The organism is Halochromatium roseum (assembly GCF_016653315.1).
Lineage (GTDB): Bacteria > Pseudomonadota > Gammaproteobacteria > Chromatiales > Chromatiaceae > Lamprobacter > Lamprobacter roseus.
Map to the genome: position 1 here is coordinate 1 of NZ_NHSH01000034.1, position 21,736 is coordinate 21,736.

Annotated in this window: 28 protein-coding genes and 2 pseudogenes; 18 read left to right on the top strand and 12 right to left on the bottom strand. The window is 62.4% G+C overall.

The window, feature by feature from the left end; all coding sequences use genetic code 11:
• Window positions 1-215: 215 nt before the first annotated feature.
• Window positions 216-1,178: a CHAD domain-containing protein gene (locus CCR96_RS03105; RefSeq protein ID WP_201217110.1), complete on the bottom strand. Its 963-nt coding sequence runs from the start codon at window positions 1,176-1,178 to the stop codon at window positions 216-218.
• Between the two features lie 5 nt (window positions 1,179-1,183).
• On the bottom strand, window positions 1,184-1,843 hold the full coding sequence (locus CCR96_RS03110) for a cytochrome c3 family protein (protein ID WP_201217113.1): 660 nt from the start codon (window positions 1,841-1,843) through the stop codon (window positions 1,184-1,186).
• Between the two features lie 427 nt (window positions 1,844-2,270).
• Here CCR96_RS03110 and ftsH point away from each other — a divergent pair, with 427 nt between their 5' ends.
• Window positions 2,271-4,442: an ATP-dependent zinc metalloprotease FtsH gene (ftsH, locus tag CCR96_RS03115; RefSeq protein WP_201217117.1), complete on the top strand. Its 2,172-nt coding sequence runs from the start codon at window positions 2,271-2,273 to the stop codon at window positions 4,440-4,442.
• A 12-nt stretch (window positions 4,443-4,454) separates the two neighbouring features.
• Here the strand turns inward: ftsH and CCR96_RS03120 are convergent, their stop codons facing one another.
• Both CCR96_RS03120 and CCR96_RS03125 read right to left on the bottom strand, forming a co-directional pair.
• A complete protein-coding gene (locus tag CCR96_RS03120) occupies window positions 4,455-5,927 on the bottom strand; it encodes a multiheme c-type cytochrome (protein ID WP_201217120.1) in 1,473 nt (490 codons plus the stop codon).
• Window positions 5,924-6,469, bottom strand: coding sequence for a NapC/NirT family cytochrome c (locus CCR96_RS03125; RefSeq protein ID WP_201217123.1), 546 nt, complete (start codon window positions 6,467-6,469; stop codon window positions 5,924-5,926). Before CCR96_RS03125 ends, CCR96_RS03120 begins: the two co-directional genes overlap by 4 nt.
• A gap of 296 nt (window positions 6,470-6,765) precedes the next feature.
• On the opposite strand from CCR96_RS03125, the gene CCR96_RS03130 reads away from it, so the two are divergent.
• From CCR96_RS03130 to CCR96_RS03155, 6 genes are all read left to right on the top strand, one after another.
• Window positions 6,766-6,930: a hypothetical protein gene (locus CCR96_RS03130; RefSeq protein WP_201217127.1), complete on the top strand. Its 165-nt coding sequence runs from the start codon at window positions 6,766-6,768 to the stop codon at window positions 6,928-6,930.
• Entirely contained in the window at window positions 6,930-7,100 is a 171-nt protein-coding gene (locus CCR96_RS03135) for an encapsulin (RefSeq protein ID WP_207191842.1), read from the top strand. Before CCR96_RS03130 ends, CCR96_RS03135 begins: the two co-directional genes overlap by 1 nt.
• Before the next feature lie 226 nt (window positions 7,101-7,326).
• On the top strand, window positions 7,327-7,953 hold the full coding sequence (locus CCR96_RS03140; RefSeq protein WP_201217135.1) for a BCCT family transporter: 627 nt from the start codon (window positions 7,327-7,329) through the stop codon (window positions 7,951-7,953).
• Window positions 7,847-8,065, top strand: a complete 219-nt coding sequence (locus tag CCR96_RS03145; protein WP_201217218.1) for a hypothetical protein — start codon at window positions 7,847-7,849, stop codon at window positions 8,063-8,065. The genes CCR96_RS03140 and CCR96_RS03145 overlap by 107 nt, the downstream gene beginning before the upstream one ends.
• Before the next feature lie 12 nt (window positions 8,066-8,077).
• Window positions 8,078-8,620: a DUF2189 domain-containing protein gene (locus tag CCR96_RS03150; protein ID WP_201217139.1), complete on the top strand. Its 543-nt coding sequence runs from the start codon at window positions 8,078-8,080 to the stop codon at window positions 8,618-8,620.
• Window positions 8,577-9,920, top strand: coding sequence for an MgtC/SapB family protein (locus CCR96_RS03155; protein WP_201217143.1), 1,344 nt, complete (start codon window positions 8,577-8,579; stop codon window positions 9,918-9,920). Before CCR96_RS03150 ends, CCR96_RS03155 begins: the two co-directional genes overlap by 44 nt.
• 85 nt (window positions 9,921-10,005) lie before the next feature.
• On the opposite strand, the gene CCR96_RS03160 is transcribed toward CCR96_RS03155, so the two are convergent.
• A complete protein-coding gene (locus CCR96_RS03160) occupies window positions 10,006-10,470 on the bottom strand; it encodes a host attachment protein (RefSeq protein ID WP_201217146.1) in 465 nt (154 codons plus the stop codon).
• Window positions 10,471-10,632: 162 nt separating this feature from the next.
• Complete coding sequence (locus CCR96_RS03165) at window positions 10,633-11,280, bottom strand: hypothetical protein (protein WP_201217149.1); 648 nt, start codon at window positions 11,278-11,280, stop codon at window positions 10,633-10,635.
• A gap of 568 nt (window positions 11,281-11,848) precedes the next feature.
• On the opposite strand from CCR96_RS03165, the gene CCR96_RS03170 reads away from it, so the two are divergent.
• From CCR96_RS03170 to CCR96_RS03185, 4 genes are all read left to right on the top strand, one after another.
• Window positions 11,849-12,574 (top strand): BON domain-containing protein, encoded by a 726-nt coding sequence (locus CCR96_RS03170; protein ID WP_201217152.1) that lies wholly within the window; start codon window positions 11,849-11,851, stop codon window positions 12,572-12,574.
• A 127-nt stretch (window positions 12,575-12,701) separates the two neighbouring features.
• Window positions 12,702-12,839 carry a DUF3096 domain-containing protein gene (locus CCR96_RS03175; RefSeq protein ID WP_201217153.1) on the top strand — a complete coding sequence of 46 codons (138 nt, stop codon included), beginning with the start codon at window positions 12,702-12,704 and terminating at the stop codon, window positions 12,837-12,839.
• A gap of 124 nt (window positions 12,840-12,963) precedes the next feature.
• Complete coding sequence (locus CCR96_RS03180) at window positions 12,964-13,368, top strand: DUF1523 family protein (protein WP_201217157.1); 405 nt, start codon at window positions 12,964-12,966, stop codon at window positions 13,366-13,368.
• 359 nt (window positions 13,369-13,727) lie between these two features.
• Entirely contained in the window at window positions 13,728-13,922 is a 195-nt protein-coding gene (locus CCR96_RS03185; protein WP_201217214.1) for a CsbD family protein, read from the top strand.
• Window positions 13,923-13,983: 61 nt separating this feature from the next.
• Here CCR96_RS03185 and CCR96_RS03190 read toward each other — a convergent pair whose 3' ends face one another.
• Window positions 13,984-14,454 (bottom strand): MEKHLA domain-containing protein, encoded by a 471-nt coding sequence (locus CCR96_RS03190; RefSeq protein WP_201217161.1) that lies wholly within the window; start codon window positions 14,452-14,454, stop codon window positions 13,984-13,986.
• 101 nt (window positions 14,455-14,555) lie between these two features.
• On the opposite strand from CCR96_RS03190, the gene CCR96_RS03195 reads away from it, so the two are divergent.
• Both CCR96_RS03195 and CCR96_RS03200 read left to right on the top strand, forming a co-directional pair.
• Window positions 14,556-15,062 carry an SOS response-associated peptidase gene (locus tag CCR96_RS03195; protein ID WP_201217165.1) on the top strand — a complete coding sequence of 169 codons (507 nt, stop codon included), beginning with the start codon at window positions 14,556-14,558 and terminating at the stop codon, window positions 15,060-15,062.
• A 20-nt stretch (window positions 15,063-15,082) separates the two neighbouring features.
• Window positions 15,083-15,268 carry a hypothetical protein gene (locus tag CCR96_RS03200; protein ID WP_201217167.1) on the top strand — a complete coding sequence of 62 codons (186 nt, stop codon included), beginning with the start codon at window positions 15,083-15,085 and terminating at the stop codon, window positions 15,266-15,268.
• A 40-nt stretch (window positions 15,269-15,308) separates the two neighbouring features.
• Here the strand turns inward: CCR96_RS03200 and CCR96_RS03205 are convergent, their stop codons facing one another.
• On the bottom strand, window positions 15,309-15,938 hold the full coding sequence (locus CCR96_RS03205; protein WP_201217170.1) for a hypothetical protein: 630 nt from the start codon (window positions 15,936-15,938) through the stop codon (window positions 15,309-15,311).
• A 138-nt stretch (window positions 15,939-16,076) separates the two neighbouring features.
• Between CCR96_RS03205 and CCR96_RS03210 the strand changes: the two genes are divergently transcribed.
• The 5 genes and pseudogenes from CCR96_RS03210 to CCR96_RS03230 form a co-directional block, all read left to right on the top strand.
• Complete coding sequence (locus tag CCR96_RS03210) at window positions 16,077-16,802, top strand: SDR family NAD(P)-dependent oxidoreductase (RefSeq protein ID WP_201217186.1); 726 nt, start codon at window positions 16,077-16,079, stop codon at window positions 16,800-16,802.
• A gap of 31 nt (window positions 16,803-16,833) precedes the next feature.
• Window positions 16,834-17,385, top strand: a complete 552-nt coding sequence (locus CCR96_RS03215; protein WP_201217190.1) for a DUF427 domain-containing protein — start codon at window positions 16,834-16,836, stop codon at window positions 17,383-17,385.
• 10 nt (window positions 17,386-17,395) lie between these two features.
• Window positions 17,396-17,608, top strand: coding sequence for a DNA polymerase beta superfamily protein (locus tag CCR96_RS24390; protein ID WP_338035797.1), 213 nt, complete (start codon window positions 17,396-17,398; stop codon window positions 17,606-17,608).
• Between the two features lie 96 nt (window positions 17,609-17,704).
• On the top strand, window positions 17,705-17,959 hold the full coding sequence (locus CCR96_RS03225; RefSeq protein WP_201217194.1) for a hypothetical protein: 255 nt from the start codon (window positions 17,705-17,707) through the stop codon (window positions 17,957-17,959).
• A 15-nt stretch (window positions 17,960-17,974) separates the two neighbouring features.
• Window positions 17,975-18,397, top strand: a pseudogene (locus CCR96_RS03230) (DNA polymerase beta superfamily protein); the annotation flags it as partial.
• Window positions 18,398-18,492: 95 nt separating this feature from the next.
• Here the strand turns inward: CCR96_RS03230 and CCR96_RS03235 are convergent.
• The 4 genes and pseudogenes from CCR96_RS03235 to CCR96_RS03250 all read right to left on the bottom strand — a co-directional run.
• Window positions 18,493-18,897 (bottom strand): hypothetical protein, encoded by a 405-nt coding sequence (locus tag CCR96_RS03235; protein WP_201217202.1) that lies wholly within the window; start codon window positions 18,895-18,897, stop codon window positions 18,493-18,495.
• A 335-nt stretch (window positions 18,898-19,232) separates the two neighbouring features.
• On the bottom strand, window positions 19,233-20,903 hold the full coding sequence (locus tag CCR96_RS03240) for an IS1634 family transposase (protein ID WP_201217206.1): 1,671 nt from the start codon (window positions 20,901-20,903) through the stop codon (window positions 19,233-19,235).
• Between the two features lie 106 nt (window positions 20,904-21,009).
• Window positions 21,010-21,384 (bottom strand): ATP-binding protein, encoded by a 375-nt coding sequence (locus CCR96_RS03245; RefSeq protein ID WP_274601060.1) that lies wholly within the window; start codon window positions 21,382-21,384, stop codon window positions 21,010-21,012.
• Between the two features lie 29 nt (window positions 21,385-21,413).
• A pseudogene (locus CCR96_RS03250) lies at window positions 21,414-21,736 on the bottom strand (IS21 family transposase); the annotation flags it as partial.

A 21,736-nucleotide genomic window follows, 5' to 3' on the forward strand; every position in this document is an offset into this window, starting at 1 on the left:
TTTTGACGTGATCCGAACCGCATTGCGGGCATAGCACTGAGATCTCGGCCATACAATAACCTTATAAAAAGCAAATATCGATATTATTCTACAGATTTTACGGATAAACCACGTCTAGAGCACTACCGGTTTCAAGAATCGATCCTGCTCGGCGCCGCCGATGCCGTTCAGACAGCGCTGAGGCGCTCGTCAAGCCCCTCATCCTGGCAGCCAGGTCAGGCAGCCGTCAGGCCTCGTGCGGCTTGCCAGTAGCACTGCATGCGTCGGTCGAGCCGCTTCGGCTTCTCCGCGTACAGCCGCGAGCCGAGCCAATAGGCCGCGTTGCGAAGCTGCTCACTCCGTTGTGCAGCAAGCGCGAGCAGGATCTGCTCGGCATCATTGGTTGGGCTGAACTCCTCGGCCTCCTCAATGACCTGCTCGAGCACTGCAAGGTCATGATCATCGCCAAGCAGATCGCCCAGCTGTTTGGTCTCCTTATAGGTCGCTTTGAGCACGCGTGGCCAGCTCGCACGCAGCAGCCTGACCTGGTAGCGCAGATACTTGGCGCGTTTGCGCCATTCATGGAACGTAGCGACGCCCGGCTGCGCGTAGGCTGCTTGCATGGCCCGGCGCCCGCGTTTGTAGGTCTTGCGCAGTCCCGGTCCGATCAGGGACCAGCCCGCGTCATCAGCGGGATCATCGGCGGGATCAGTGACCTCCGACGGAAGCTCCCACCCCGGGATGCGCTCGCGGGCTGCGACCAAGGCCGTGCGCGCACCCTCGAGCTGCTCGTCGAGTGCTTGAGCGCCCGCTGCAACCTTGGCCTTGTGGTCCTCGAGCCGTTGCCGCAGCGGGGCGAGCGACTCCGGGTCGAGGTTGTCGCGGAAATGATCGATCAAGGCATCGAAGGTCTCGATCGCCGCCTCGGCATCACGCAGCACCGACAGCGAGGCCGCGGCATCCCGGAATGCCGCATTCTCATGCGTGTAGAGCTTCGGCACTGCCGGTCTCACAAGCCGCAGCAGACCGCGCAGCTTCTTGCAGTCCTTGCGGACCTCATGCACGGCTTCATGATGCACGGCTTCATCCGGCGCCTCCTCGGTGCCGTCGATCTTTGCAACGGCGTGATCGATCAGCTCAGTCGCAATCCGACGAGCCTCAGCATCAAGTGGCTGTTCGGGGTCGAGCTCGTAGTTCATTGCGCTCAGGCATCCTCGCTGCTGGTGGCGTTCTGCTCGGGCTTCTCTTCCTCAGCGGGGAGCGGCGGATCAACGGGCGCATCGCCGCGGTCCCCAGGCATCTCGCTGAGGCTGACCTCATCGAAGTGAGCGTCGAGCATGACCTTTAGATTCTTATGGCCAACGTTCGCATGGCAGCTGACACAGCCCTCGCCGACGTCGCCGCCGAAATAGGCCTTGTGCGCGGCTAATGCCGCGGGATCATCGCTGGTCGCATCCTTCAAGGCCGCGTGGCAACTGAGACAGCCGGAGTCGTAGACGTACTCGGCGCGCTCCTCGAGCTCAGCGATCCAATCGGGCTTATGGATCGGATAGATCGCCTGTGCGATGGCGTCGCGCGTCCCGGTCTTGGCCTTCGCAAACAGATGCTGCGCCGCACCGTCGTGGGGGAGATGGCAATCGGTGCAATGCGCCACCACACCGCCCGGGTTGTTGCCGCCATGGACATCCTGCTCATGCGAGGTCGCAAAGGGCTCCATGGTGTGGCAGCTGGTGCAGAACTCTGCGTCCGAGGTTTCTTCAATCATGTTCTCGGTGCCGATCCAGCCTGCAGCCATCACGGCGGGAACGATGACGGCGACGACGATCAGCGTGAAGAGGAGGCGTCGAATCCAGCGCTTGGTCATTTAGGGAGTCTCCTTCGATTTGGACGATAGTTGGATCAGGGGAGTGGAGCGGTGAGGTGGCTGGTCGCGAGGCGATGACCTGGCACGATACCCACTCAGCGATCGCGTCCACTGGGAGCAGGATCTTTTGCAAAGTGGCCAGCAGAAACTGGGCCAACTCGGAGAAACGCGCCGCTGGGCGCCTTCTGGATGCAGGGGCCTGGGCGCAGTCGCCCAAGCGCCGGCTATTGGACTGGTTCATAGGCCCCAGGGATGCGGCATTTGAACCATTCCTTGCCACCACGCCGACTCAGCATCGGTCTAATAGGAGCTCCAGATAGCCGGCCCGATTCCTGCACAAAACAACCGGCACGATGCCTGCCGGATTTCTGCCGAAAGAGCCGCAGAGCGATCCGGAAGACCAGACAGCAACTGCACAGGAGATCTGATGTCTAGCGTTGAACAACAGTCCGGAGCCAAGCCTGGACTCCGCGACCGACTCAAGGCGCTGCGGCCCGATTCCGGCCGTCCCGCCCAACCCGGACCTCAGCGACCCGGCGGGACACCACCTTGGCAGAATGCCATCTATGCCCTGATCGCGATCTTCGCGCTGTCCACGGCTCTGAGCTTGCTCCGCTCCCCGGGTCCGGAAGAGATCTCCTATACCGAACTCAAGCAGGCCGTGCGCGAGGGGCGCGTCGCGCAGGTGACCTTCGAGGGCCAGCAGGTCAGAGGGCGATTCATCGACCCCGCGGAGAGCCAGCGCACAACTGACGGCGCGAAAGACGGCTCCTCAGGCGAAACCCTGGGCGAAACCTCAGGCGAAACCTCAGACGAGACGCAGGAGGCCAACGCGTCGAAAGCCGAAGCCGGCGCTGGAGCCGAAACTGGAGCCGAAACTGGAGGCGAAAGCGAAGGCGAAGGCGAATCCAAAGCCGGGACTGAATCAGCAGTTGAAACTGAACCCGATGCAGACAACAGCAAGGCCGAGCAGCTTGGCGGGCGTTTCATCAGCACCCTGCCTCAAGTGCAAGATCCAGGACTACTGGATCTGCTCGAGAAGCACGATGTCGAGATCGATGCCGAGTCGACCGAGACCGGCCTGTTTGGCCGTGTGCTGATCACGCTGCTGCCCTGGCTGCTGATCCTCGGCCTGTTCTTCTACCTCAGCAACCGCATGCAGCGACGCATGATGGGCGGCGGTGGCGATGGCCAAGGCGGCGGTCTCTTCGGCATCGGCAAATCCAAGGCGAAGCGCGTCGAGTCCGAAGAGGTCGACACCAGCCTCAAGCAGGTCGCAGGGCTCGAGAATGCCAAGGCCGACCTGCAGGAGATCATCGACCATCTCTCTGATCCGCAGCGCTTTCGCGCCCTGGGAGCCAAACTGCCGAAGGGCGTCCTGCTGGTCGGACCGCCCGGTACCGGCAAGACCCTGCTCGCGCGGGCAGTCGCCGGCGAGGCTGGCGTGCCCTTCTTCAACGTCAGCGGCTCCGAGTTCGTCGAGATGTTCGTCGGTGTCGGCGCCTCGCGCGTGCGCGATCTGTTCAATGATGCCAAGCAGCAGAGCCCCTGCGTGCTGTTCATCGATGAGATCGACGCCATCGGCCGCTCGCGCGGCACCGGCCTGGCCAGCGGAGGTGGCGGTAATGACGAGCGCGAGCAGACGCTGAATCAGATCCTAAACGAGATGGACGGCTTCTCGCCGCATGAGGATGTCGTGGTGCTCGCCGCGACCAATCGGCCTGACGTGCTCGATCAGGCCCTGCTGCGCCCGGGGCGGTTCGACCGCAAGGTCTACCTGGAGCTGCCCGACCGCGATGCCCGCCAGGCGATCCTCAAGATCCACGCCGCCAAGGTGGTCTTGGGCGAGGATGTCGATCTCGAGCGCGTGGCCGAGCGAACCGTTGGCTTCTCTGGCGCCGATCTCGAGAACCTGGTCAATGAGGCGGCGCTGCTCGCCGGCCGTGCCAAGCAGGGCGAGGTCGAGATGTCACAGTTCTCGCAGGCACGCGACAAGATCGTGCTGGGTGCCGAGCGTGAACAGGGTATCGACGACGAGGAGCGCGAGTTGGTCGCCTATCACGAGTCCGGCCATGCCCTGTTGGCCTGGCTGCTGCCCAATGCCGATCAGCTCGACAAGGTTACGATCATCCCGCGCGGACGCGCCCTCGGCATTACCGAGCAGGTGCCGCCCGAGCGGCGCCATACCTATCGCCAGGGCTACCTGCGCGATCGTATCGCGGTGATGTTGGGTGGACGCCTCGCCGAGCAAGTGATCTTTGACGAGGTCACCACCGGAGCCGAGGCCGATCTCGATCAAGCGACCGAGCTGGCCCGGCGCATGGTCACCCGCTGGGGCATGAGCGAGGCGATCGGACCGGTCGCGTTCAAGTATCCGGATGATCAAGGTGCGCCTGCGTTGGCGATGGGAGCGCGCAAGTTCAGCGATGCCACCGCCCAGCGGGTCGATGCCGAGATCATATCGCTGATCGATGGCATCGAGCAGCATGCGCGCCAGCTCGTCGACGAGAACCGCGACCGCCTTGAGCGTTTGGCCAAGCGCTTGCTCGAGGCCGAAACCCTCAGCCGCGAGCAGATCGATGCGGTGCTGAATCGCTAGGACATTCCTGGTCTAGTGATCGCCGCTCATGCCCTTCGGCGGCCCCGGCTCGATCTGACCGGTCTCCATGCGCGCCTTGTGGATCGCCTCGAGCTTGTAGAAGCTCTGCTGAAGCTGGAAGAAACCGTGCCAATGGGCCCAGTCGGGACCGGCCATCATCGCCCCATGGCGGGCGCGGCGGCCTTCGTGATGCCATAGGTGGTAGAAGGTGATCTGGAAGTCATCCTTCCAGGGGTTCTCCTTCAGCAGCCCTTCGGCCGCCAGTTCGTCGCGCATCTCCTTGGCCGGGTCCCAGTAGGCCTCGTTGTAGAGGCGCACCGCGGCATCGGCCTGATGGAAGAAGCTCTCGGTGTGCAGCTCGCCGTGACAGGCGCTGCAGACCTGCTTCATCTTCTTTCTGCCCTCGGGACCATCGCCGAGCAGGGGGCTCATCACATCGTCGGAGTCTCGCACGCCAGAACGCTTTGCCCAGAGATTCCAGTACAGCCGCTCACTGATATCGTGGGTGGTACTGAGCGTGCCGATGCCGCTCATGTGGCAAGTGGCACAGGTCGGCGCGCGGTAGTCACCGGGCTCCCAGGCATCGGCGGCCGAGTCCCAGCGCCATTCGTGGCCCTCGGTGGCGTAGAGCTGGCCGTGCTTGCTGTTCTCGTAGACCTCGATGTCCGGGTGATCCGGACCCAGGTGGCAGGACGCGCAGGCGGCGGGTCGCCGCGCCTCTTCGATGGAGAAGCGGTGGCGGGTATGACAGGCGACGCAGCTGCCCGTGCTGCCGTCCGGATAGATGTTGCCCATGCCTGAGTTGGGCCAGGTGCGGGCCGTTGGGCGGCCATCGTCATCCAGGGTGATCTCGGTGCCATGGCACTGCATACAGCCGGTCATGTCCGGCGCGGCGCTGAGCTCGGGGTGGCCGCGGCCCTCGTGCATATGGACCAAGGCGTGAAGGTCGTCCTTAGGGATCTGTTGGCGGTAGGCGCGGACATGGCCGCTGCGGTTGAACTGCTCCTGCTCGCGCGGATGGCAGCGCCCGCAGGTATCCGGCGACACCAGCACTGAGATGTAGGTATCGGTGCCGACGAGGGACTCATGCTGGGTGGCATTGGGCGCATCGGCCGAGACCTGGTGGCAGTCGAGGCAGGTGACGCCTACATGGGCATGGCGGCTGCGCTTCCAGTCGCTGATGATGCCCGGATTGTCCTGCTTGTGGCACTCGATACAGCTCTTGCTGAGCTTGGTGACACCGCGGTCGATGACGATCGACCGCACCTGGCTGAGGTCGCCAAGTGTCTCCGTTGCGTTGTCTTGGGCGTTGACTTGGGCCTTGTCTTGTCCAGTCGCCGCGTCCTTCTCAGCCGCTTCCTGCTGCGTTCCAGCACGCGGGGATGGGTCGGACTGGACCGGATTAGACTGGCCCAACTCGGGCTGAGCGGCGGCAGGCCCGGCGAAGAGCGCCAAGCTCAGAGCAAGCGTCGTCCATCGGTTCATGGGGAGTCTCCTCTGTTGGGGGATGGCGCCAGGGCCGCGGCAAGCTCCCGGTGCCCGACCTGGGCGTGGCAGCTCACACACTGCTTCTCGATCTCACCGAGGAAGTACGGCCGATGGGCGACGAAGGCGGGGTTGTTGCCGCGCGCGTCCTCGAGGTCGCGATGGCACCTCAGGCAGCCGGAGTCGAAGACATAGTGCTCGCGGTGTGCAAGCCCGGCCTGCCAGTCGATGGCGTCGAGGTCGTAGGTGAGCTGCGCCCAGACATCGTGAAGACCGAAGCGCGCCTTGGTCCAGAGATAGCTCGCAACATTGTCGTGGCGCAGGTGGCAGTCGGTGCATTGCGCAGCGAGGCCACGGGGGTTATTGCCTCCGTGAACATCGTCCTGAAAGGTACGGGCAAAAGGTTCCATGGTATGGCAGGTCGTGCAGAAGTCTGGTCCCGAGGTCGCCTTCAGCGACGCTTCGGTAAGCATCCAGGAGGCCATCACGCCCAAGGGGACGAGGACCATGACCAGCACGATGACCAGCAATGCCTTCTTCACTCTCTGTACCCCCGTCGAGCAACGGTCTTCTCCTCCAGTGAAGGTGATCGTCGGACCCGCCACTGCACCGACACGCTCTCAGTCTGAAGCACCCCGTATGCCAGCTCCCAGGTTCCGAGCCTCAGGCTGTGCGATATCGCATTCCTACAGCCCGGGGTTGACTGCGGTTGGCCGCCTGCGTCACGAGGATCGGTCGCAGGCTTTTTGACGAGTGACTGGGTAACACTGGGTGAAATGCCCCTATCGCTGGCTGTAATGCCCCCGACCTCATTCGCCGTGGCGCGATGCGCCTTCCCTTGTCGCCCCCCGCCGGTACTGAAGAAGGCGGCGCCGACAGCACCGCAACCGAGCATGCGGAGGCGCCGCCGGTCGCTGCCTCACCGGCGGCCGCGGCGGTAAAAGCCCCGCAGCAGGGCCTCACCCTTGGTAGTCTCAAGCAACAGAACCGGAAGATGGCATGATGAGCGCCCTGAATCGCAAGGCCGCTGGCCTACCAGAAACCATCTGGGACCGCATCGATGAGCGTGCGCTCGAGGCGGCGAGCGACGTCCTCACCGGACGCCGCTTCCTGCCTGGATCAGGCGACCTATGGCAAGATAATCCAGAGCCTGTTCTGGGCGACTGGCTATAACGCTGCCGCCATCCCCTTAGCAGCCGGGGTTGGCTATGGTGCCGGCATCCTGCCGAGTCCGGCCGTCGGCGCCGCATTGATGTCGCTGTCAACCATCTCCAACGTCTCACCGCTGTCCATCGCGCGCACTGGATAGCCGACCTTGGCACGCCGCGCCGGCGAGCAGTTGGACCTCGCTCCGCGCGGGCAGCTCGCAGCGGCGGGGTCATCGGCTTTGTAATGCTCGGTGTCGACTGGCCGGACGCTGCCGAGCAGGCCTTTGGATATCGTCTTCGGACTCTCGATCGCTTACTTCCACTTGCGCCATGCGCTGCCGCTGGCGCCGCGATCGCTGCTCTATCCGCTGATCGGCAAGCGCATCCATGGTCCGATCGGCCATGCCATCGACATCCTGGCCACCGTCGGTACCCTGTTCGGCGTCGCCACCTCCCTTGGCCTCGGCGCCATTCAGATCAACGCCGGCTTGGGTCGTCTCTCGGGCGTGCCTCAGGCGGAGACAGTGCAGGTGGCGATTATCGCGGTCATCACCCTGATCGCGACGATCTCGGTTGTGACGGGTGTTCATCGCGGCATCCACTTGCTCTCGCGTCTCAATCTCGGTCTTGCCGGGCCAAGGCCCTGGCCCAATCGCTTCGGCATAGCCTTTGCTTCGATCACGATGACGTTGAGCCGAGGATGCCCATCGCTAGACGCCTGTCAGCGTTCACTGCATCCCATCATCCGTGACAACGAGCGGAGGAGTGATCATGAATACCTTAGTCTTGGAAACCAGCCAAACCCCGCAACACCGATTTGCCATCCGGCGCTTGCACGCTGCCCAGCCACTCTCGTGGCTGCGAAGCGGCTTCGATGACCTCATCGCGGCGCCTGTCATCGGTCTGCTCTACGGCGTCGCCGTGGCGGCGCTGGCGCTGCTGCTCGTGTCACTGACCGTCGGCCTCAACCGCTTCTACGGCCAAAGCTAGCCGTTCGCGCTGGTGTTCGGGGGCATTGCACTGCTGTTGGCCGTGCTTGCATTCCGCATCACTGCGGTATCGCTGCCGATGTTGATCGATCAGCGCGTGGATGCCATCAACGCCGCATTCGCAAGCTGGCGCGCGGTTGGCGATAACTGGCCAGCGATGAGCCTGTGGGCGATCCTGATCGTACTGTTGGTGACCATCGGCATTCTGACCTATTTTGTCGGCTTGATCATCGTCACCCCCATCCTTGGCTATGCCAGCTGGCATGCCTATCGCGAGACCTTGATCCCGGAATCCAAGGAAGCCAGCGGTCGAGATACCGACATCTCAGGCGATTTCTGTCAAAGCGCATATCGCCTTGCTGGTCTTTTCGCTGGTCTTTTCGCTCGCCTTCCGCATCGCGTCGTCGGTCACAGCGCCCGGCTATGCTGCCGACGACGCTCCTTGAAGGAAGACGAAAATCCCGCGCAATTTGGCGCGCGCTTTTTCGGCCATCGCCCTACCAAGCTGCAGCATGACAAGCCTGATCTCCGGCGAGGAGCACCGAATTCTGGCTGAGCTCGCCATTGCGCTCGCGATTGGTCTCCTCTTCGGCCTCGAGCGCGGCTGGCACGGCGAGCAGGACGGCGATCATAAAAAGCCAGCCGGCGTTCGTACCTTCGGCCTGATCGGCCTGCTTGGCGGCGTTGGCGGCGTGATCGCACAGGCGCTCTCGCCCATCGTTCTCGGCTTCCTGTTCCTGGCCCTGGCTGTCGTCGCGCTCGGCAGCTACCTCTTCCATGTCCGAGAGACAGACGCCATCGGCAGCACCACCCTGATCGCCGAGCTGCTCGCATTTGCTCTGGCCGCCCTCTCAACGCTGGGGCATCAAGCCGAAGCGGCATCGGCCGCAGTCATCTCGACACTGCTGCTCGGCTACAAACCACAATTACATCGCTGGCTTGCCCGGCTCGAGCAAGCCGAGCTGCAAGCCACCCTCAAGCTATTGTTGATGACCGTGGTCCTGCTGCCGGTCTTGCCCGACCAAGGCTATGGACCGGATCAGGCGCTCAACCCCTATGAGCTCTGGTGGCTGGTGGTCTTGATCGCCACGATCTCATACGTCGGCTATTTCGCGATCAAGGTGTTCGGGGCCAATGCGGGTGTCGCGCTCACCTGCCTCCTCGCCGGACTCGCCTCCTCGACCGCGCTGACGTTGCAGATGGCCCGCATCGCGCGCCATCAGCACACAGATCAGCGCACACAGGCCAACCTCATCGCGACCGGCATCCTGATCGCGAACACCACGCTGTTTCCGCGCATCCTAGTCATCGTCACGCTGCTGAAGCCGAGTCTGGCGCTCGCCTTGGCGCCGCCCCTGATCGGCATGACGTTACTGACCTTGCTACCAACCCTCGCGTTCTGGCTCCGCCGCGGAGCGCCGCTCGAGGCCGGCGCGCTGCAGGTCAGCAACCCCCTCGCCCTGGGCCAGGCGTTGCGCTTCGGGTTGCTGTTGGCGGTCGTCATGCTGGTCGCGCGCATCAGCGCGGAGATCTTTGGTAGCGCGGGGTTGCTCGGTGTCGCCGCGGTCTCCGGTGTCGCCGATCTGAATGCGATCACGCTCTCGATTGCCCGCATGGAGCTGGAGCAGATCGGTCAGCGCACGGCGCTGATCGCCATCCTCATCGCATTGACCACCAACGCATTGTTCAAGACCCTGCTCTGCGCAACGATCGCTGGTCCAAGGCTGGCCTGGCGCATCGGTCTATCGCTCAGCGCCGCCCTGCTCGTCGGCTTCGCGATGGTGCTGTTCGGGCATGACAGCGCAGCGTGGATCGATCGGCTTTCGCTGCCAATGGCTGACCTGACAGCGGACTAGCCCGCCCGTCAGGCAACCGAAGAGACCCAGGAAATGATCGAGGAGACCGGCGACCGCATCGAGTCCGCCACTGATTGATGACCCTCTAGCGACCCAGACCAACCTCGAACAGCTGCTCCGGCAGATGGGCTCGCACCCCCTCGGCATCGTAGCGAGTCAAGTCCTTGTCGATCTCGAGCACAACCTGGCGAGCCGTCTCATCCGACAAACTCTTGCGGAGCAGACCGAGGAAGGCCGGCGGCGCCACCAGCCCGAGCATCTCGAAGCGCTGCTCGGTTCTCGCCTGATCCAGGGTCTCGGTGAGCCATTTGGCGAAGCGCTGAGCCTCGACCTCGCCTGGCTGTGTCCTCGGCTCAAGCGCGTGGCGCCCTTCTCCACCCGAGTCGAACGCCCGACCTGGGCGATCAGTGACCAGATCCTGGTCCAAGAGTCGGTTTTTCGGGCCAATGAAATCGCGCAGCTCAGTGAGCGGACCGGTCGGGCTCTCCGCCGCGTAGAGCACGGCACGACCTTCATCGGCCACGATCAACCAGAGTTTAGTATTGGGCATAACAGACCTCCACATCAGTGCCCGCGCTCAACGCATGTCGAGCGCAGGCCTGTCTTGTTCGAGTCGCTCGGCCAGTCGCTCGGCCAGTCGCTCGGATAGCTGGCCAAGCGAAAGCGCGGCGCCATAAGCTCGCCTTAACCGGCGAGCGGTCAGCGCGGCCGATCAACTGCTGCTTGACAGCGTGACCACTGAATCGGCAACCAGTTCGCGCCCCTCGAACAGATCGTTATCGATCTGGCCGGTCACACTCACACGGTCGCCCACCTCAATCTTCTGGTAACCCTCGTCGTCGAGCGGGTTGTAGGCCATCTCCTCAACCTCGACGCGGACCTCGCGGAGGCCCGTATCGACAACAAACTCATCTGTTCCAACCTCGGTCACCCTGCCCTGCACGATCGTCGCCGAGATCACCACCGGCGTACTGACGGTGACGATGACATCGTTGATGTCTTCCTCATCGACGGCCGATGCATAGAAATAGGTGTCGATGTTTTCCACATAGACGCTGCTCGCCTCGAGCGTCCGCGCCTCGAACAGATCATCATCGATGCGGCCGTTGACGGTGACCTTATCGCCCCTGACCAGCTTATAGCCATCGGCATCGCGATCACCGTCATCCATCTCGACGGTCATCAGTCCGTCGCCATAGTCGAGCACGAAGGCGTCACGGGTCACGCTCTCGACCGTTCCGCTGACGCTGATCCAGCTGTCATCGGGCTGGGTCATCGGGTCTTCAGCCCAGACCGACGTCGCGCCTGTCAACGCCAGTGCCAGTGCAGAGCTCGCTATCGTCTTGGTCTTGAATTGCATGGAAATCTCCGTTGATTGAGTCGACTGATCACGGCCCGTCAGTCAGCGCCAACCTAGGCGCCCTGGCTCAGCCGCGCGCTTGTCTCGGGCAGTCGCATCGCAATCGGCCTGCCCACCGGAGTGCCAGCAACAGCGATGCCAAGTCGTCGCTAGCCGTCGTCATGCACAATCGCCAAGCACCCAACTCAGGCGCCCAACTCAGGCGCCGAGCCCAAGCGCCGAACCCAAGCGCTTCCGGGGCGCGGGCTTTACGCCTTACTGCCAACGCTCGAGGTCACGACAGCGGCGCTCCCTCACCGGCCATGTCCGACTCCAGTCCCAGGTGGCGATTTCACCCGATCGCAGGCGATTTGCCCCGTTCAGCGTTGGACTGCATTGGCGTCATGCCTCATCAACCCGTTATCACCGTTTCAGCGCCTCCATGATTTCGATTCCGGAATGCCTTGTGCATGTTGGATGAGTGCTTGTTCAACCGGTACTTGTTCAACCGGTGCTTGTTGAACTGGCCTCGTTGAGCTGAACCCTCAACCCATGACGTTCCTTTGCAATGAAACCGAGGCGCCCCCTTATGACCCACCAGAGTGAACAGATCAACGCCGTGCGCAAGGCCTGGCACGATGACCCGGACATTGGCGAGCTGGCCGATCGACTGCATCTCATCCCGCGCGAGACCGAGCCGGCCTGCCAATGGCGCGTTGTCGGCGAGGTCCCCTCGATTGCCGCACGGCGCAAAGCCACGCCACTCGCACGCAAAGCGCTCGCGACGACTGACGTCGAGGATGACGTCTCGCTCGAGCCGGCGATCCGGGAGTCGGATGAAGCGCTGGCGGCCGAGGTGCGCAACAGGCTGCGCGCTGAGTCCTTGCTCACCGAGGTTCGTGTGATGGAATCCGGCGACCGCCCGCCAGCGCTCGCCCAACCCTGGATCGGGGTGATCGCGAGTGACGGCATCATCCACTTGGGCGGCTGGGTGCCTGAGCTATCACTGGCAGCGCTGGCTGAAGGCCTGGCCTGGGAAACCGGTGCCTGTCGTGACGTGCGTAATCTGATCAACTATCAGCCGCTGAATGAGAACCCGGACGCAGCCATAGCTGAAGCGGCGACCACCCTGATGCGTGAGCATCCACGGCTTGGCGATCAGCCGATTCATGTCGAGGTCAGGCTCGGCGAAGCGACCCTCATTGGGACCGTGAGCGATGACAAGAAGTGGCAGCTCGCCGAATCGCTGTGCTGGTTTGCACCCCATGTCCGCGCCGTCGACAACCAGCTCGAGATCTCGGGCGAGCTGACCTGAGTTCGATCACGAGCGCAGGCTCGCGGCTGCGCGACCTGGATTGGCAATTGCAAGGAAGACGATGACGCGTTCGAGCGCTACCGCGTCTCAGGCGCGGTTTTATCTTATCGACGATGGAGTCATTGCCATGATCGAACCCTCTTTACAGCCAATCCTCGCCCTCGTCGCCGGCATTCTGATCCTGGTGCAGCCGAAATTTTTAAATTACATCGTGGCGATCTATCTGATCGTCGTCGGCATTCTCGGAGTCGTCGGTCGCATCTAACTGCCCCCCTGGCCGTTCGAGCAATCGATTCGCCATCCCATCAATCCGTCGCTTTCGGCCCATCACTCTTGATTCAATCCCGGTGATCACTCAATCGCAACGATCATCTAAGGAGTCAAACATCATGAAGAACAACATGAAACTCGGCCTTGTTATCGTCCTCGTCGTTGTCGTCGGCTTTCTTTACCTCCGTTGGGGGCCAAAATCCTGGGAGGTACAGATTACCGGCGCCACTGGCGACGGCCGGGACGTCCAATATCGCATCGAAACCGTTGAGGCTGGCACCGCGGACACCTTGATTTTCAGAAACGAAGATGCCGGATTTACGCCACCTTACTTCAAGTTCGACTCCGCCCGGCTGCAATCCATCGCCCGCCGTGTTGGCCAAGCGTGCCCCGAGAAGGCGGTGCATATCAATGGCTATGGCCTGCGTATCCCCTGGCTGAACATGTTCCCGAATGCCGTCTCCATCGACGCTCCGGAACGCTGCCGAAAGGCGCCCACTGAGAACGCTGCAGTCCATCATTGAACCCATGTCATCCGCTAAGACAGCTGAGGCTGACACTCAAGCCAGCGCTTCTGCACTCGGGCGCGCCGCGGAATCGCCCTGTTGGGTGCGGTTTATTTGAACCAGTGCTGGGGGATTTGCTGCAGGCTCGCGGACCCCGAGCGTCAACGCTGATCGCAAGATCCAACCTTAACCCTGGCCATGGCCTATCGCTCAAGGTCGATCCGGGGGCACTGAGCGTCTCAAGCACCCGGCGACTTTGCAGCTGGCACGGGACGTGCGAAGTCCATGGAGGCCACGACTGGACTCGCAAGCGGGGAGATGCCTTCCGCGCTGAGTCCACCGGGCCTACCCATCACATGATCAACGAGGTGAAAACGATGAACTGGGATGAAATCAAAGGCAAGTGGAATCAACTGCAAGGCCAGGCGAAAACGCGCTGGGCGAAGCTGACCGACGATGATCTACTGGCCGTGGAAGGCAACAAGGATAAGCTGGTCGGCAAGGTCCAGGAACGTTATGGCATCACCAAGGAAGAAGCAGAGCGTCAGGTCGACGAGCACCAGTGGAACTAAGGCCTGAGCTAAAATTCAGAGGGGCGGCCCTTAACCGCCCCCGCGGCCTGTCATGGCTCCTTCACATCAACAGCGTCCACTTGGCGAAGGTCGCGGCCTGCCCCGCTGGACGTCCCTGCGCGTCAGTCAGCGTCCACACTGTTGCCTGTTCGATCAGGAAGCGTCGTCCGGACGAGGAGACGCGCACACCGTGATAGTCGTCGATGAAACCGCGTTCGGAGACCGCCGCCAACAGCCGTGCGCGTTCTTCACGGCTCACCGGCTCGGCGGACAACCGCGATGGCATCGATGTGATCCGCGCCCAGGTCATCTCGAACAGTCGCTGGGCAGTCCGGTTGGCGTAGTTGAAGATCGGATCGGGCTCGGTGCCATGCGAGAGCACCACGAATGGGGCTTGGTAGAGTGCCTCGGCCAGCGACTGATCTGCCTTGGCAACGAGCAAGTCGGCTCCTACGAGACGTCGATAATTCGTGCAGAGCAGCCTGGCGTGCTCAGCGAGAAAGGCATTGTCGGGAGAGAACTCGGACGGCATGATTGGGTTTCCTCCAGTCATGAACGGGTGGTGACTCGGGCGCTGGCTGATCATCGGATTGAAGCGCTGGGTGAAATCACCTTCACTTAAGGAAGTCCGGCATGTGCGGACGCTTCGCCCAATTCGCCGATCCTGGCACCCTCGCCGATCACTTCGGGGTCGAGACGACAGCAGTTGGCGCCCGCCCGCGCTACAACGTCGCACCCACGCAGCCGATGATCGCCGTGCGACTGGTCGATGATCAGCAGCATCGCGAGCTGGTGCAACTGCGATGGGGCCTGGTACCGTTCTGGTCCAAGGGGCCGGACAACCGTTACAGCATGATCAACGCCCGAGCGGAGACGGTGGCGAGCAAGCCAGCCTATCGGGCCGCGTTCGCGCAGCGTCGCTGTCTGATTCCAGCCGATGCCTTCTACGAATGGCAGGCGGGGAAGGATGGCAAGCAGCCGTATGCGATCCGCCGCAAGGATCAGGCGCCATTCGCGATGGCTGGCCTCTGGGAGCATTGGCAAGGCAATGACGGCTCGGTGATCGACTCCTGCACGATCATCGTCACCGAGGCCAACGCCCTACTCCGCCCGATCCATGAGCGCCCGCTGAGACCCTGACGCTCGAGATCGATCCATCCTTGCTTGAGCATGCGCGCGAGCGCCTGGCACAGCGGCACCGGGACACCCCGCCTGAGGAGCTGGTTGCGGCGCTGGTGACCAGCATCCTCGACAACTCGGGCTATCCGCTCAGCGCCACACGCACGGACGCTGGCCAGATCCGCATTCGCTACCGGCTGCGCTCGTTCAGCGAGCCGATCCTGTAGCGCTGCGCGGTCTCATCCTCAGGTCGTCCTGGGTTGCCGGCTAGCGCAACGCAAGATAGAGCAGCGGACCCAATAGCGGCGTCTGCACAGCCAGAGCGGACCAGCCGCTCAGGCGCAGCCCGCGCCGCTGTCGATCCATCACCGCACAGCGATGCAGCGCGATGGTCAAGACCAGCAGGTCGGCACTCATCACAGCGATGAAGGCCGAGTCCTGACGCTGGGCGGCGAAGATGCTCAGATCTCCAGCCAAGACCGCAAAGCCAATCAGCCCCAGAGCCGTCAGCAGCAACACCAGGCCGGTGATCCGCGAGCCGAGCGCGCGCACAAAGGCACCGGGTGCCGGCTGCAAGGGCGCGCGCAGGTCCCGTATCACCAGATAGGGCAGCAAGACGACACCACCGAGGACGAAGCTGCCCAGCGCAAAGGGCCAGGGGCTGGGTTTGCCGGTATCAAACAGCAGGATGGCGAGGAAGGCGACCGGCAAGACCCCGAGCAGGTTGAACACGGCGATCGCGATCGGATCGACGGCTTGCACGCGCGCCAAGGCGAGATCGCGGAGTTGGCCGAGCAGGTCCGCTGGAACCGCAGGTGCGAACAACAGCGCGTAGGCCAGCAGCAGGAGCCAGAGTACGGCGAACAGCCAGCGGTCCGAGCGGCGATCAGTGAACACGATGTCAATCAGGTTCCTGGGTTGGTCATGAATGCCGAACGCGCTGGCTTCAGATCCAGCAAGGGTGTGCCATGTCACACTAGCGCTCAGCACAACGGGTCCTATGATCGGACGTTCATCGTCCAGGAGACACAAGGTATGCACACAGGTTACGCGATGATCGTCGGCGCTGGCTCCGGTACCGGCGCCGCCGTTGCCAAACGGTTGGCCGCTGAAGGCTGGCCGGTGGTGCTGACCCGGCGCAACGCGAAAGCGCTCGATGCGCTCGCCGCGGAGATCGAGGCGGCCGGTGGCCGCGCTCTCGCCGTCGCGGCCGATGCGAGCGATGCGGCCGAGGTCAGCGCCCTGTTCGAGACCGCGTCGGAGCACTTCGGCACTCCGGAGCTGGTGGTGTTCGCGACGGCCGGGTTCGCGATGGGACATCTGGTCGAGACCGAGCCCAGCCGGCTCTATGAGCTGTGGCAGGGCAGCACGCTGGCAGGCTTCCTGATTGCGCGTGAGGCAGCCAAACGCATGCTGCCGGTCGGCTCTGGATCATTGCTGTTCATCGGTGCGACCGCGTCGGTCAAACAGAGCCCTTGCTTTTCCGCCTTTGCCGCGGCCAAGCATGGCCTGAGAGCACTGGCAGGCAGTCTGGCACGCGAGGTTGGCCCGCAAGGGATTCATGTCGCACACCTGATCATCGACGGGATTATCGATGTCCCACGGGTGCATGAACAGATGCCGGAGATGGCGGCAGCGCGGGGTGAGCAGGGCTTGATCAAGCCCGAGCATATCGCCGAGACGCTACTCTGGCTGCATCGTCAGCCAAAGGATGCTTGGACCTTCGAGCTGGATCTGCGCCCGGCCACCGAGCCTTGGTAACCTTCGACCCAACTGGGAGCGACTAATCCCTATGAACCCACAGGATCTCGAACGCGCCCGCAACGCCTGGACCTATCGCGGCCAGCAACGGCCGCCGTTTGCTGTCGTGCCTGCTGAAGGGCAGGAATCGGTCTGGGATTACCCGCGCCCACCGGCCTATGTGCCAGACCAGCGCTGGGTTGAGGTCTATGCCGGCGAGCAGCGGATCGCCCGCACTCAGCGCGCGATCCGGGTGCTGGAGACGGGTCACCCCCCAGCGTTCTATCTGCCGCCAGAAGCGGTGGACCAAGTCCGGCTGCGGCCCAGCGCGCGCCGCAGCTTCTGCGAATGGAAGGGCGAGGCCGAATACTTCGATGTTGAAGGCAGCGCCGCGGGCTGGATCCGCAACGCACTCTGGCGCTATCCACGACCCGAGGCCGAGGCGAGCGTCATCGCCGGCTGGTTTGCCGCCTATCCGAGTCTGCTGCGCTGCGTTGTCGCTGGCGAGCCGGTGCGCGCGCAGGCCGGTGGCTTCTACGGCGGCTGGATCACCAATGAGCTGGTCGGCCCGTTCAAGGGTGAGCCGGGGAGCGGGCATTGGTAGCGCACGAACGGTGCGCGGCGATCCTCAGCGCGCTGTCATCGAGCGGCCGATCAGCGGTGATCTGGATATCAATGGCTGGGAGCTGCGTAAGGCCTTGGGACTGCTCGGCAAGGGCAACGCGACGCTGATTGAGTGGCTGGACTCGCCGATCGTCTATCGCGCTGACCCGGTGTTTCTGCAGCGGTTGCGTGCACTCGCTGAGTCTGTCTATCGACCAAGCTAAGGCGCGCCAAACCGCGCCGGGCACAATGCCTGATCTTTCAACCCAAGCTCAAAGCGCGGTTTGGCGTCGCCTTGAGCGGCTTGTTAGGCGGCTGGCATGGAAATGAAAGAGATCGATGCTCAGGTTTTCGTCGATGAACAGCATGGCCCTTGCGTCCGGGTGAAGTGTGGCGATTCGATACTGTTTGTCTGGCTGATGAGTGAGACGGCAACGGTAACGCATCCTGATGGTCAGTATGGGCTAGAGGTAGCCGGCCCGTGGCATCAAATCAGAGAGGCATTCTTAACAGGAAGAGTCTGCCCCGAATGCGGCGAGTTTATTCCAGAAGGCTGGCTTCATGGTTGCGCCTAACAGCCAGAGCGGGCGTTTCATCATTACGTGCACATGGCGCGTGGCAACTATCGGGACTTTCTGACCCGTGAGCAGGTGCGGTTGAAGAAGTACTTCTACGTGCTGCGCCCGTTGCTAGCGACGCTCTGGATCGAGCAGGAACGCGGTCCGGTGCCGATGCGTTTTGAGACGCTGGCCGAGACTTTGATCGATGAGCCTGAACTCCGCGCGGCCATTGAGCAGTTGCTGGTGATCAAGCGCTCGGTTGGAGAGGCGGAGGTCGGAGCACCCCTGCCAATCCTCAATGCCTTCATCGATCATGAGCTGACACGGCTGGAAGCGGTCATGCCACCGCCGACAAGGCCGATCGATGAAGCGGCGCTTGATCGGCTGCTGTTGGAGACGGTGATGAGGACGGCATCCTCAGCCGATTCAACGGATACCTCAAACGCCGAGTGAAACGGACGGGCCTTGAGCCTTAGAAACTGTCCATCAACTTCTTCCCGATTTGAGGGCCACTGTTGGGCGATGATCGGGAAGTAGAAAATGGACAGTCACTTAGCTTCCCGCGCTTCCTGCTCCGCGACAAAATCCGCGATGGCTTGCACGCGCGCCTTGGCCGGGCCGTTCAACGTGGTGCCGTACCTCCCGTCATAGTGCTCGCAGTAGTCTGCGGCGAGTCGGTAGCCGTCGGCGGGCTGATCAGCCTGTCTCAGGATGATCCGAAACGCCTCTTCAAGCAACAGGACGGAGCGATCATGAATGATGCGGACCTGATACGACTTGACGCGCCGGTACTCGGAGTGAAACGCCTGTAAGCGGCGCAGCAAGCGCTGCATGCCGACCCAATGGGGGGTGCCCGTGCTGTCAGTCGCATGCAGGGCGGTGCCTGCTTCTGTGATGAGCGCCTCGGCCTCGCTGGAGGCGGCCTGTTGTTCAGCGACGATTCGCTCGATCATCCAGCACGCAAAGGCGCGCAGTCGATCCCCCGGCTCGAACCACGTCTTCAGTACAGTCAGGCGTTGGGTGTTAGTAAGTGTCTATTAACTACTTCCCGATTTGTTTGGCCTGATTGTGTAGTTCAGGTTGGGGCAGAGCCGTCGTCGCCGGATGTTCAGTGTCGCCATTTCTCGTGTACTGACCTTGATGCCTTTGGCATACGCCGTTGTGTCGAGCGAGCACAGCGGATGTCCAGCCCAGTTACGGCTGATTTGGCCGATTTTCCCTTGACGGAACCGCCGAAATCCCCCGCCACAACTGGGCTGGCGGGCAATTTCGGATTTCACGCGGGTGGCTACAGGGTGACTTGCAGGAGGTCCAGTATCTGTTCTTGCTCCGGTGTTGGGGTGCTGTTCTGATCGAACTCAGCGCCGTTGACCGCGACGCTGTTGCGCGTGATCTGCGCCAAGCAATCGATCACCCCGCGGAAGGTCCAGCGTCGATCTTCGCCCTGGCCATCGTTGGCAAACAACGGCGCGAGCCGTTGTTCCATGTGCCATTGCAGGTAGTAGGCCAGCATACAGAGAAAGACGTGGCTGCGAATGCGCTCATCGGTCTTGTGATAAACCGGGCGAATCTCTAACTGCACGGTCTTGAGATTGCGAAAGGCGCGCTCAACAAAGGCCAGCCTTTTATAGGCACGCACCACATCCAAGGTCTGCATCTGCTCCTGGTCAACATCGCTGGTGATGACATAGCAGCCATCGAAGCGCTTCTCGTGCTCTAGCTTCTCGGCATCAATCGACCAGAGGAGACGATGCTGGCCAGAGGTTTGCCGTTGCGGATCGGCCTCGATCGCCCATTGGATGAATTTGCCCATCTTGTACTTGGCCAACACCTTGCCAACGCGCGCACCGAGCTTCTCGACAGTCGTGGCGCGCTTGTAGGCCGCGATCTCAGCCAGGGCCTTGGTGGTGAGATCGAGCAGCCGTTGGCGCCTCTGAGACTCACGCACGGCCGTCTGTGGGTTGCGACAGAGGCAATACCGGCGGGTCGGGTCCTCAGGGTCGCTGACTTCATGGATGTTGCGCTCATCGAACAGGTCGAGGCTGATCACCTTGTTCTTCAGCAAGGTCATCATCTCGCCATGGGTCAGGGCGCCGATGGTCTGCACGTCCTTCTCATCGTTGAGCGCGTCAATCGTGCTGCGGGTGACCATCCCGCGATCACCGACAAAGATGATCTTCTCGATGCCATAGCATCGCTTGATCTCATGCACCTTATCGACCACGGTGGTCTCGTCCTTGGTGTTGCCCGCATAGACTTCCACCCCGACCGGACAACCTTCGGCATTGCAGATCAGCCCGACGACCACTTGCTCGCGGCTTTTCTTGCCGTCGCGGTTATAGCCAAAGGCGACCAACTCGCTGTCTTTGTAGTCGCCTTCAAAATAGACGCTGGTGATGTCATAGAGGATCACCTGGCCGTTGCGCAGATGACGCTCGGCCAAGGCTTTCTGAATGGCCTGTTGACGCTGTAACAGCCGGTCCATGGGTTGATAGCAGTGCGCCTCAACCTCAGGCGTGTCATCGATTCCGCACAGCTCCCATAGGCAGGTATTGGGATGATGGTTGCATAAGGCGAGTTTGCTGCCGGCATAGACCAAGCGCCCGACGATCATCGCCAGTGCGCTGCTGACCCAGGGCTCGGCACGCGAGTAGAGGATGCGAGGCAAGCCCAGTTGCTTGGCAACGGCCAGGATGGCATGACTGGCGCCGACTTCGCGGCTGTTGCGAATCTGGAACGCCTGCGGGTCATCGACGGGAACCACGCGCTCGCGGAACGCCAACTGCAGGAGTTTGAGTTGCTCCAGTGAGCAGCCGGTGATGCGCCCGTGCTGGGTGTGGCACATCTTGCCGTTGTCGCGAAAGGAGGTGCGCAAGAGGCCCACCGGACTCTTGCGGGTGGTTTGGATTTCCAGGTGCAAATTGCCATGCGCGGTCTGCATGGCTAATTCTAGGCTCATTAACCCTGAAATGGCAAGGAACGATGTTTCACATGCATGGCTACAATTTGAAAAAATCTATCGGCGATAAAGTCAGCAACCACGCGGCCTGGCGGCGAAAAATGGGCTAATTTGCCGGGGTAAAGTCGGCCAAGGCTTGGGCCAGATGGCTCTTCCCCGTCCCGCTCGGGCCGGCGATCAGCACCGAGGCCGGCTCCGTGATGAACTGCCCGGTCGCCAGTTCCTGGATCAAGGCCCGGTTGATGCCGGGATTAAAGGCAAAGTCAAACTGCTCCAGGGTCTTGTGCGAACGGAAGTTGGCCCGGCGCAGGCGTTGGCTCAGGCGTTTCTGCTCGCGGCGGGCGAGCTCATCCTGGATCAACAAGGCGAGGAAGTCGGTATAGGACAGGTGCTCCTCGATGGCTTGGCGGTTGCGCGCCGGCAGGGCCTCAAGGAGGCCAGAGAGGCGCAGTTGTTTCAGCATGGGAGCGAGTTCAGGCATCGGATTCATCGGCGGTGTCCTGTTCATCATCAGTGCGAGAGCAGCTCAGCGGCATCGCGCAGGAAACGCGCGCCACCGGTGTAGCTCTCCGCCAGGGTGTCGAAGGCTGCGACGGCATCGGGCTGTTGATCCAACCCCTTCTCGAGGATGGTCTTGACACTGCGGTAGCGCGGATTGTCGAAGCTCAGTGCGCGCTGGCAGGCCGCCTCTAGGCGCGCCGCGCCATACTTCTCACCCAGGCGGATCACGCCTTGAGCGGCGCGCAGGTGCTCGAGCACCCGATCGGCGAACAGCCGCTCAATGAGTGCCTGGCACTGCGGGCCGACTGCTTTGGCCTGCTTCAGGCACCACT

Bases quoted from the DNA above. Each gene is read 5' to 3' on its own strand.
- CCR96_RS03160 (WP_201217146.1), bottom strand. From the start codon at position 10,470: ATGCCCAATACTAAACTCTGGTTGATCGTGGCCGATGAAGGTCGTGCC.
- CCR96_RS03135 (WP_207191842.1), top strand. From the start codon at position 6,930: ATGAGCGCCCTGAATCGCAAGGCCGCTGGCCTACCAGAAACCATCTGG.
- CCR96_RS03175 (WP_201217153.1), top strand. From the start codon at position 12,702: ATGATCGAACCCTCTTTACAGCCAATCCTCGCCCTCGTCGCCGGCATT.
- CCR96_RS03155 (WP_201217143.1), top strand. From the start codon at position 8,577: ATGACAAGCCTGATCTCCGGCGAGGAGCACCGAATTCTGGCTGAGCTC.
- CCR96_RS03240 (WP_201217206.1), bottom strand. From the start codon at position 20,903: ATGAGCCTAGAATTAGCCATGCAGACCGCGCATGGCAATTTGCACCTG.
- CCR96_RS03145 (WP_201217218.1), top strand. From the start codon at position 7,847: ATGAATACCTTAGTCTTGGAAACCAGCCAAACCCCGCAACACCGATTT.
- CCR96_RS03170 (WP_201217152.1), top strand. From the start codon at position 11,849: ATGACCCACCAGAGTGAACAGATCAACGCCGTGCGCAAGGCCTGGCAC.
- CCR96_RS03180 (WP_201217157.1), top strand. From the start codon at position 12,964: ATGAAGAACAACATGAAACTCGGCCTTGTTATCGTCCTCGTCGTTGTC.
- CCR96_RS03195 (WP_201217165.1), top strand. From the start codon at position 14,556: ATGTGCGGACGCTTCGCCCAATTCGCCGATCCTGGCACCCTCGCCGAT.
- CCR96_RS03210 (WP_201217186.1), top strand. From the start codon at position 16,077: ATGCACACAGGTTACGCGATGATCGTCGGCGCTGGCTCCGGTACCGGC.
- CCR96_RS03110 (WP_201217113.1), bottom strand. From the start codon at position 1,843: ATGACCAAGCGCTGGATTCGACGCCTCCTCTTCACGCTGATCGTCGTC.
- CCR96_RS03165 (WP_201217149.1), bottom strand. From the start codon at position 11,280: ATGCAATTCAAGACCAAGACGATAGCGAGCTCTGCACTGGCACTGGCG.
- CCR96_RS03105 (WP_201217110.1), bottom strand. From the start codon at position 1,178: ATGAACTACGAGCTCGACCCCGAACAGCCACTTGATGCTGAGGCTCGT.
- CCR96_RS03235 (WP_201217202.1), bottom strand. From the start codon at position 18,897: ATGATCGAGCGAATCGTCGCTGAACAACAGGCCGCCTCCAGCGAGGCC.
- CCR96_RS03185 (WP_201217214.1), top strand. From the start codon at position 13,728: ATGAACTGGGATGAAATCAAAGGCAAGTGGAATCAACTGCAAGGCCAG.
- CCR96_RS03215 (WP_201217190.1), top strand. From the start codon at position 16,834: ATGAACCCACAGGATCTCGAACGCGCCCGCAACGCCTGGACCTATCGC.
- CCR96_RS03190 (WP_201217161.1), bottom strand. From the start codon at position 14,454: ATGCCGTCCGAGTTCTCTCCCGACAATGCCTTTCTCGCTGAGCACGCC.
- ftsH (WP_201217117.1), top strand. From the start codon at position 2,271: ATGTCTAGCGTTGAACAACAGTCCGGAGCCAAGCCTGGACTCCGCGAC.
- CCR96_RS03120 (WP_201217120.1), bottom strand. From the start codon at position 5,927: ATGAACCGATGGACGACGCTTGCTCTGAGCTTGGCGCTCTTCGCCGGG.
- CCR96_RS03225 (WP_201217194.1), top strand. From the start codon at position 17,705: ATGGAAATGAAAGAGATCGATGCTCAGGTTTTCGTCGATGAACAGCAT.
- CCR96_RS03245 (WP_274601060.1), bottom strand. From the start codon at position 21,384: ATGCCTGAACTCGCTCCCATGCTGAAACAACTGCGCCTCTCTGGCCTC.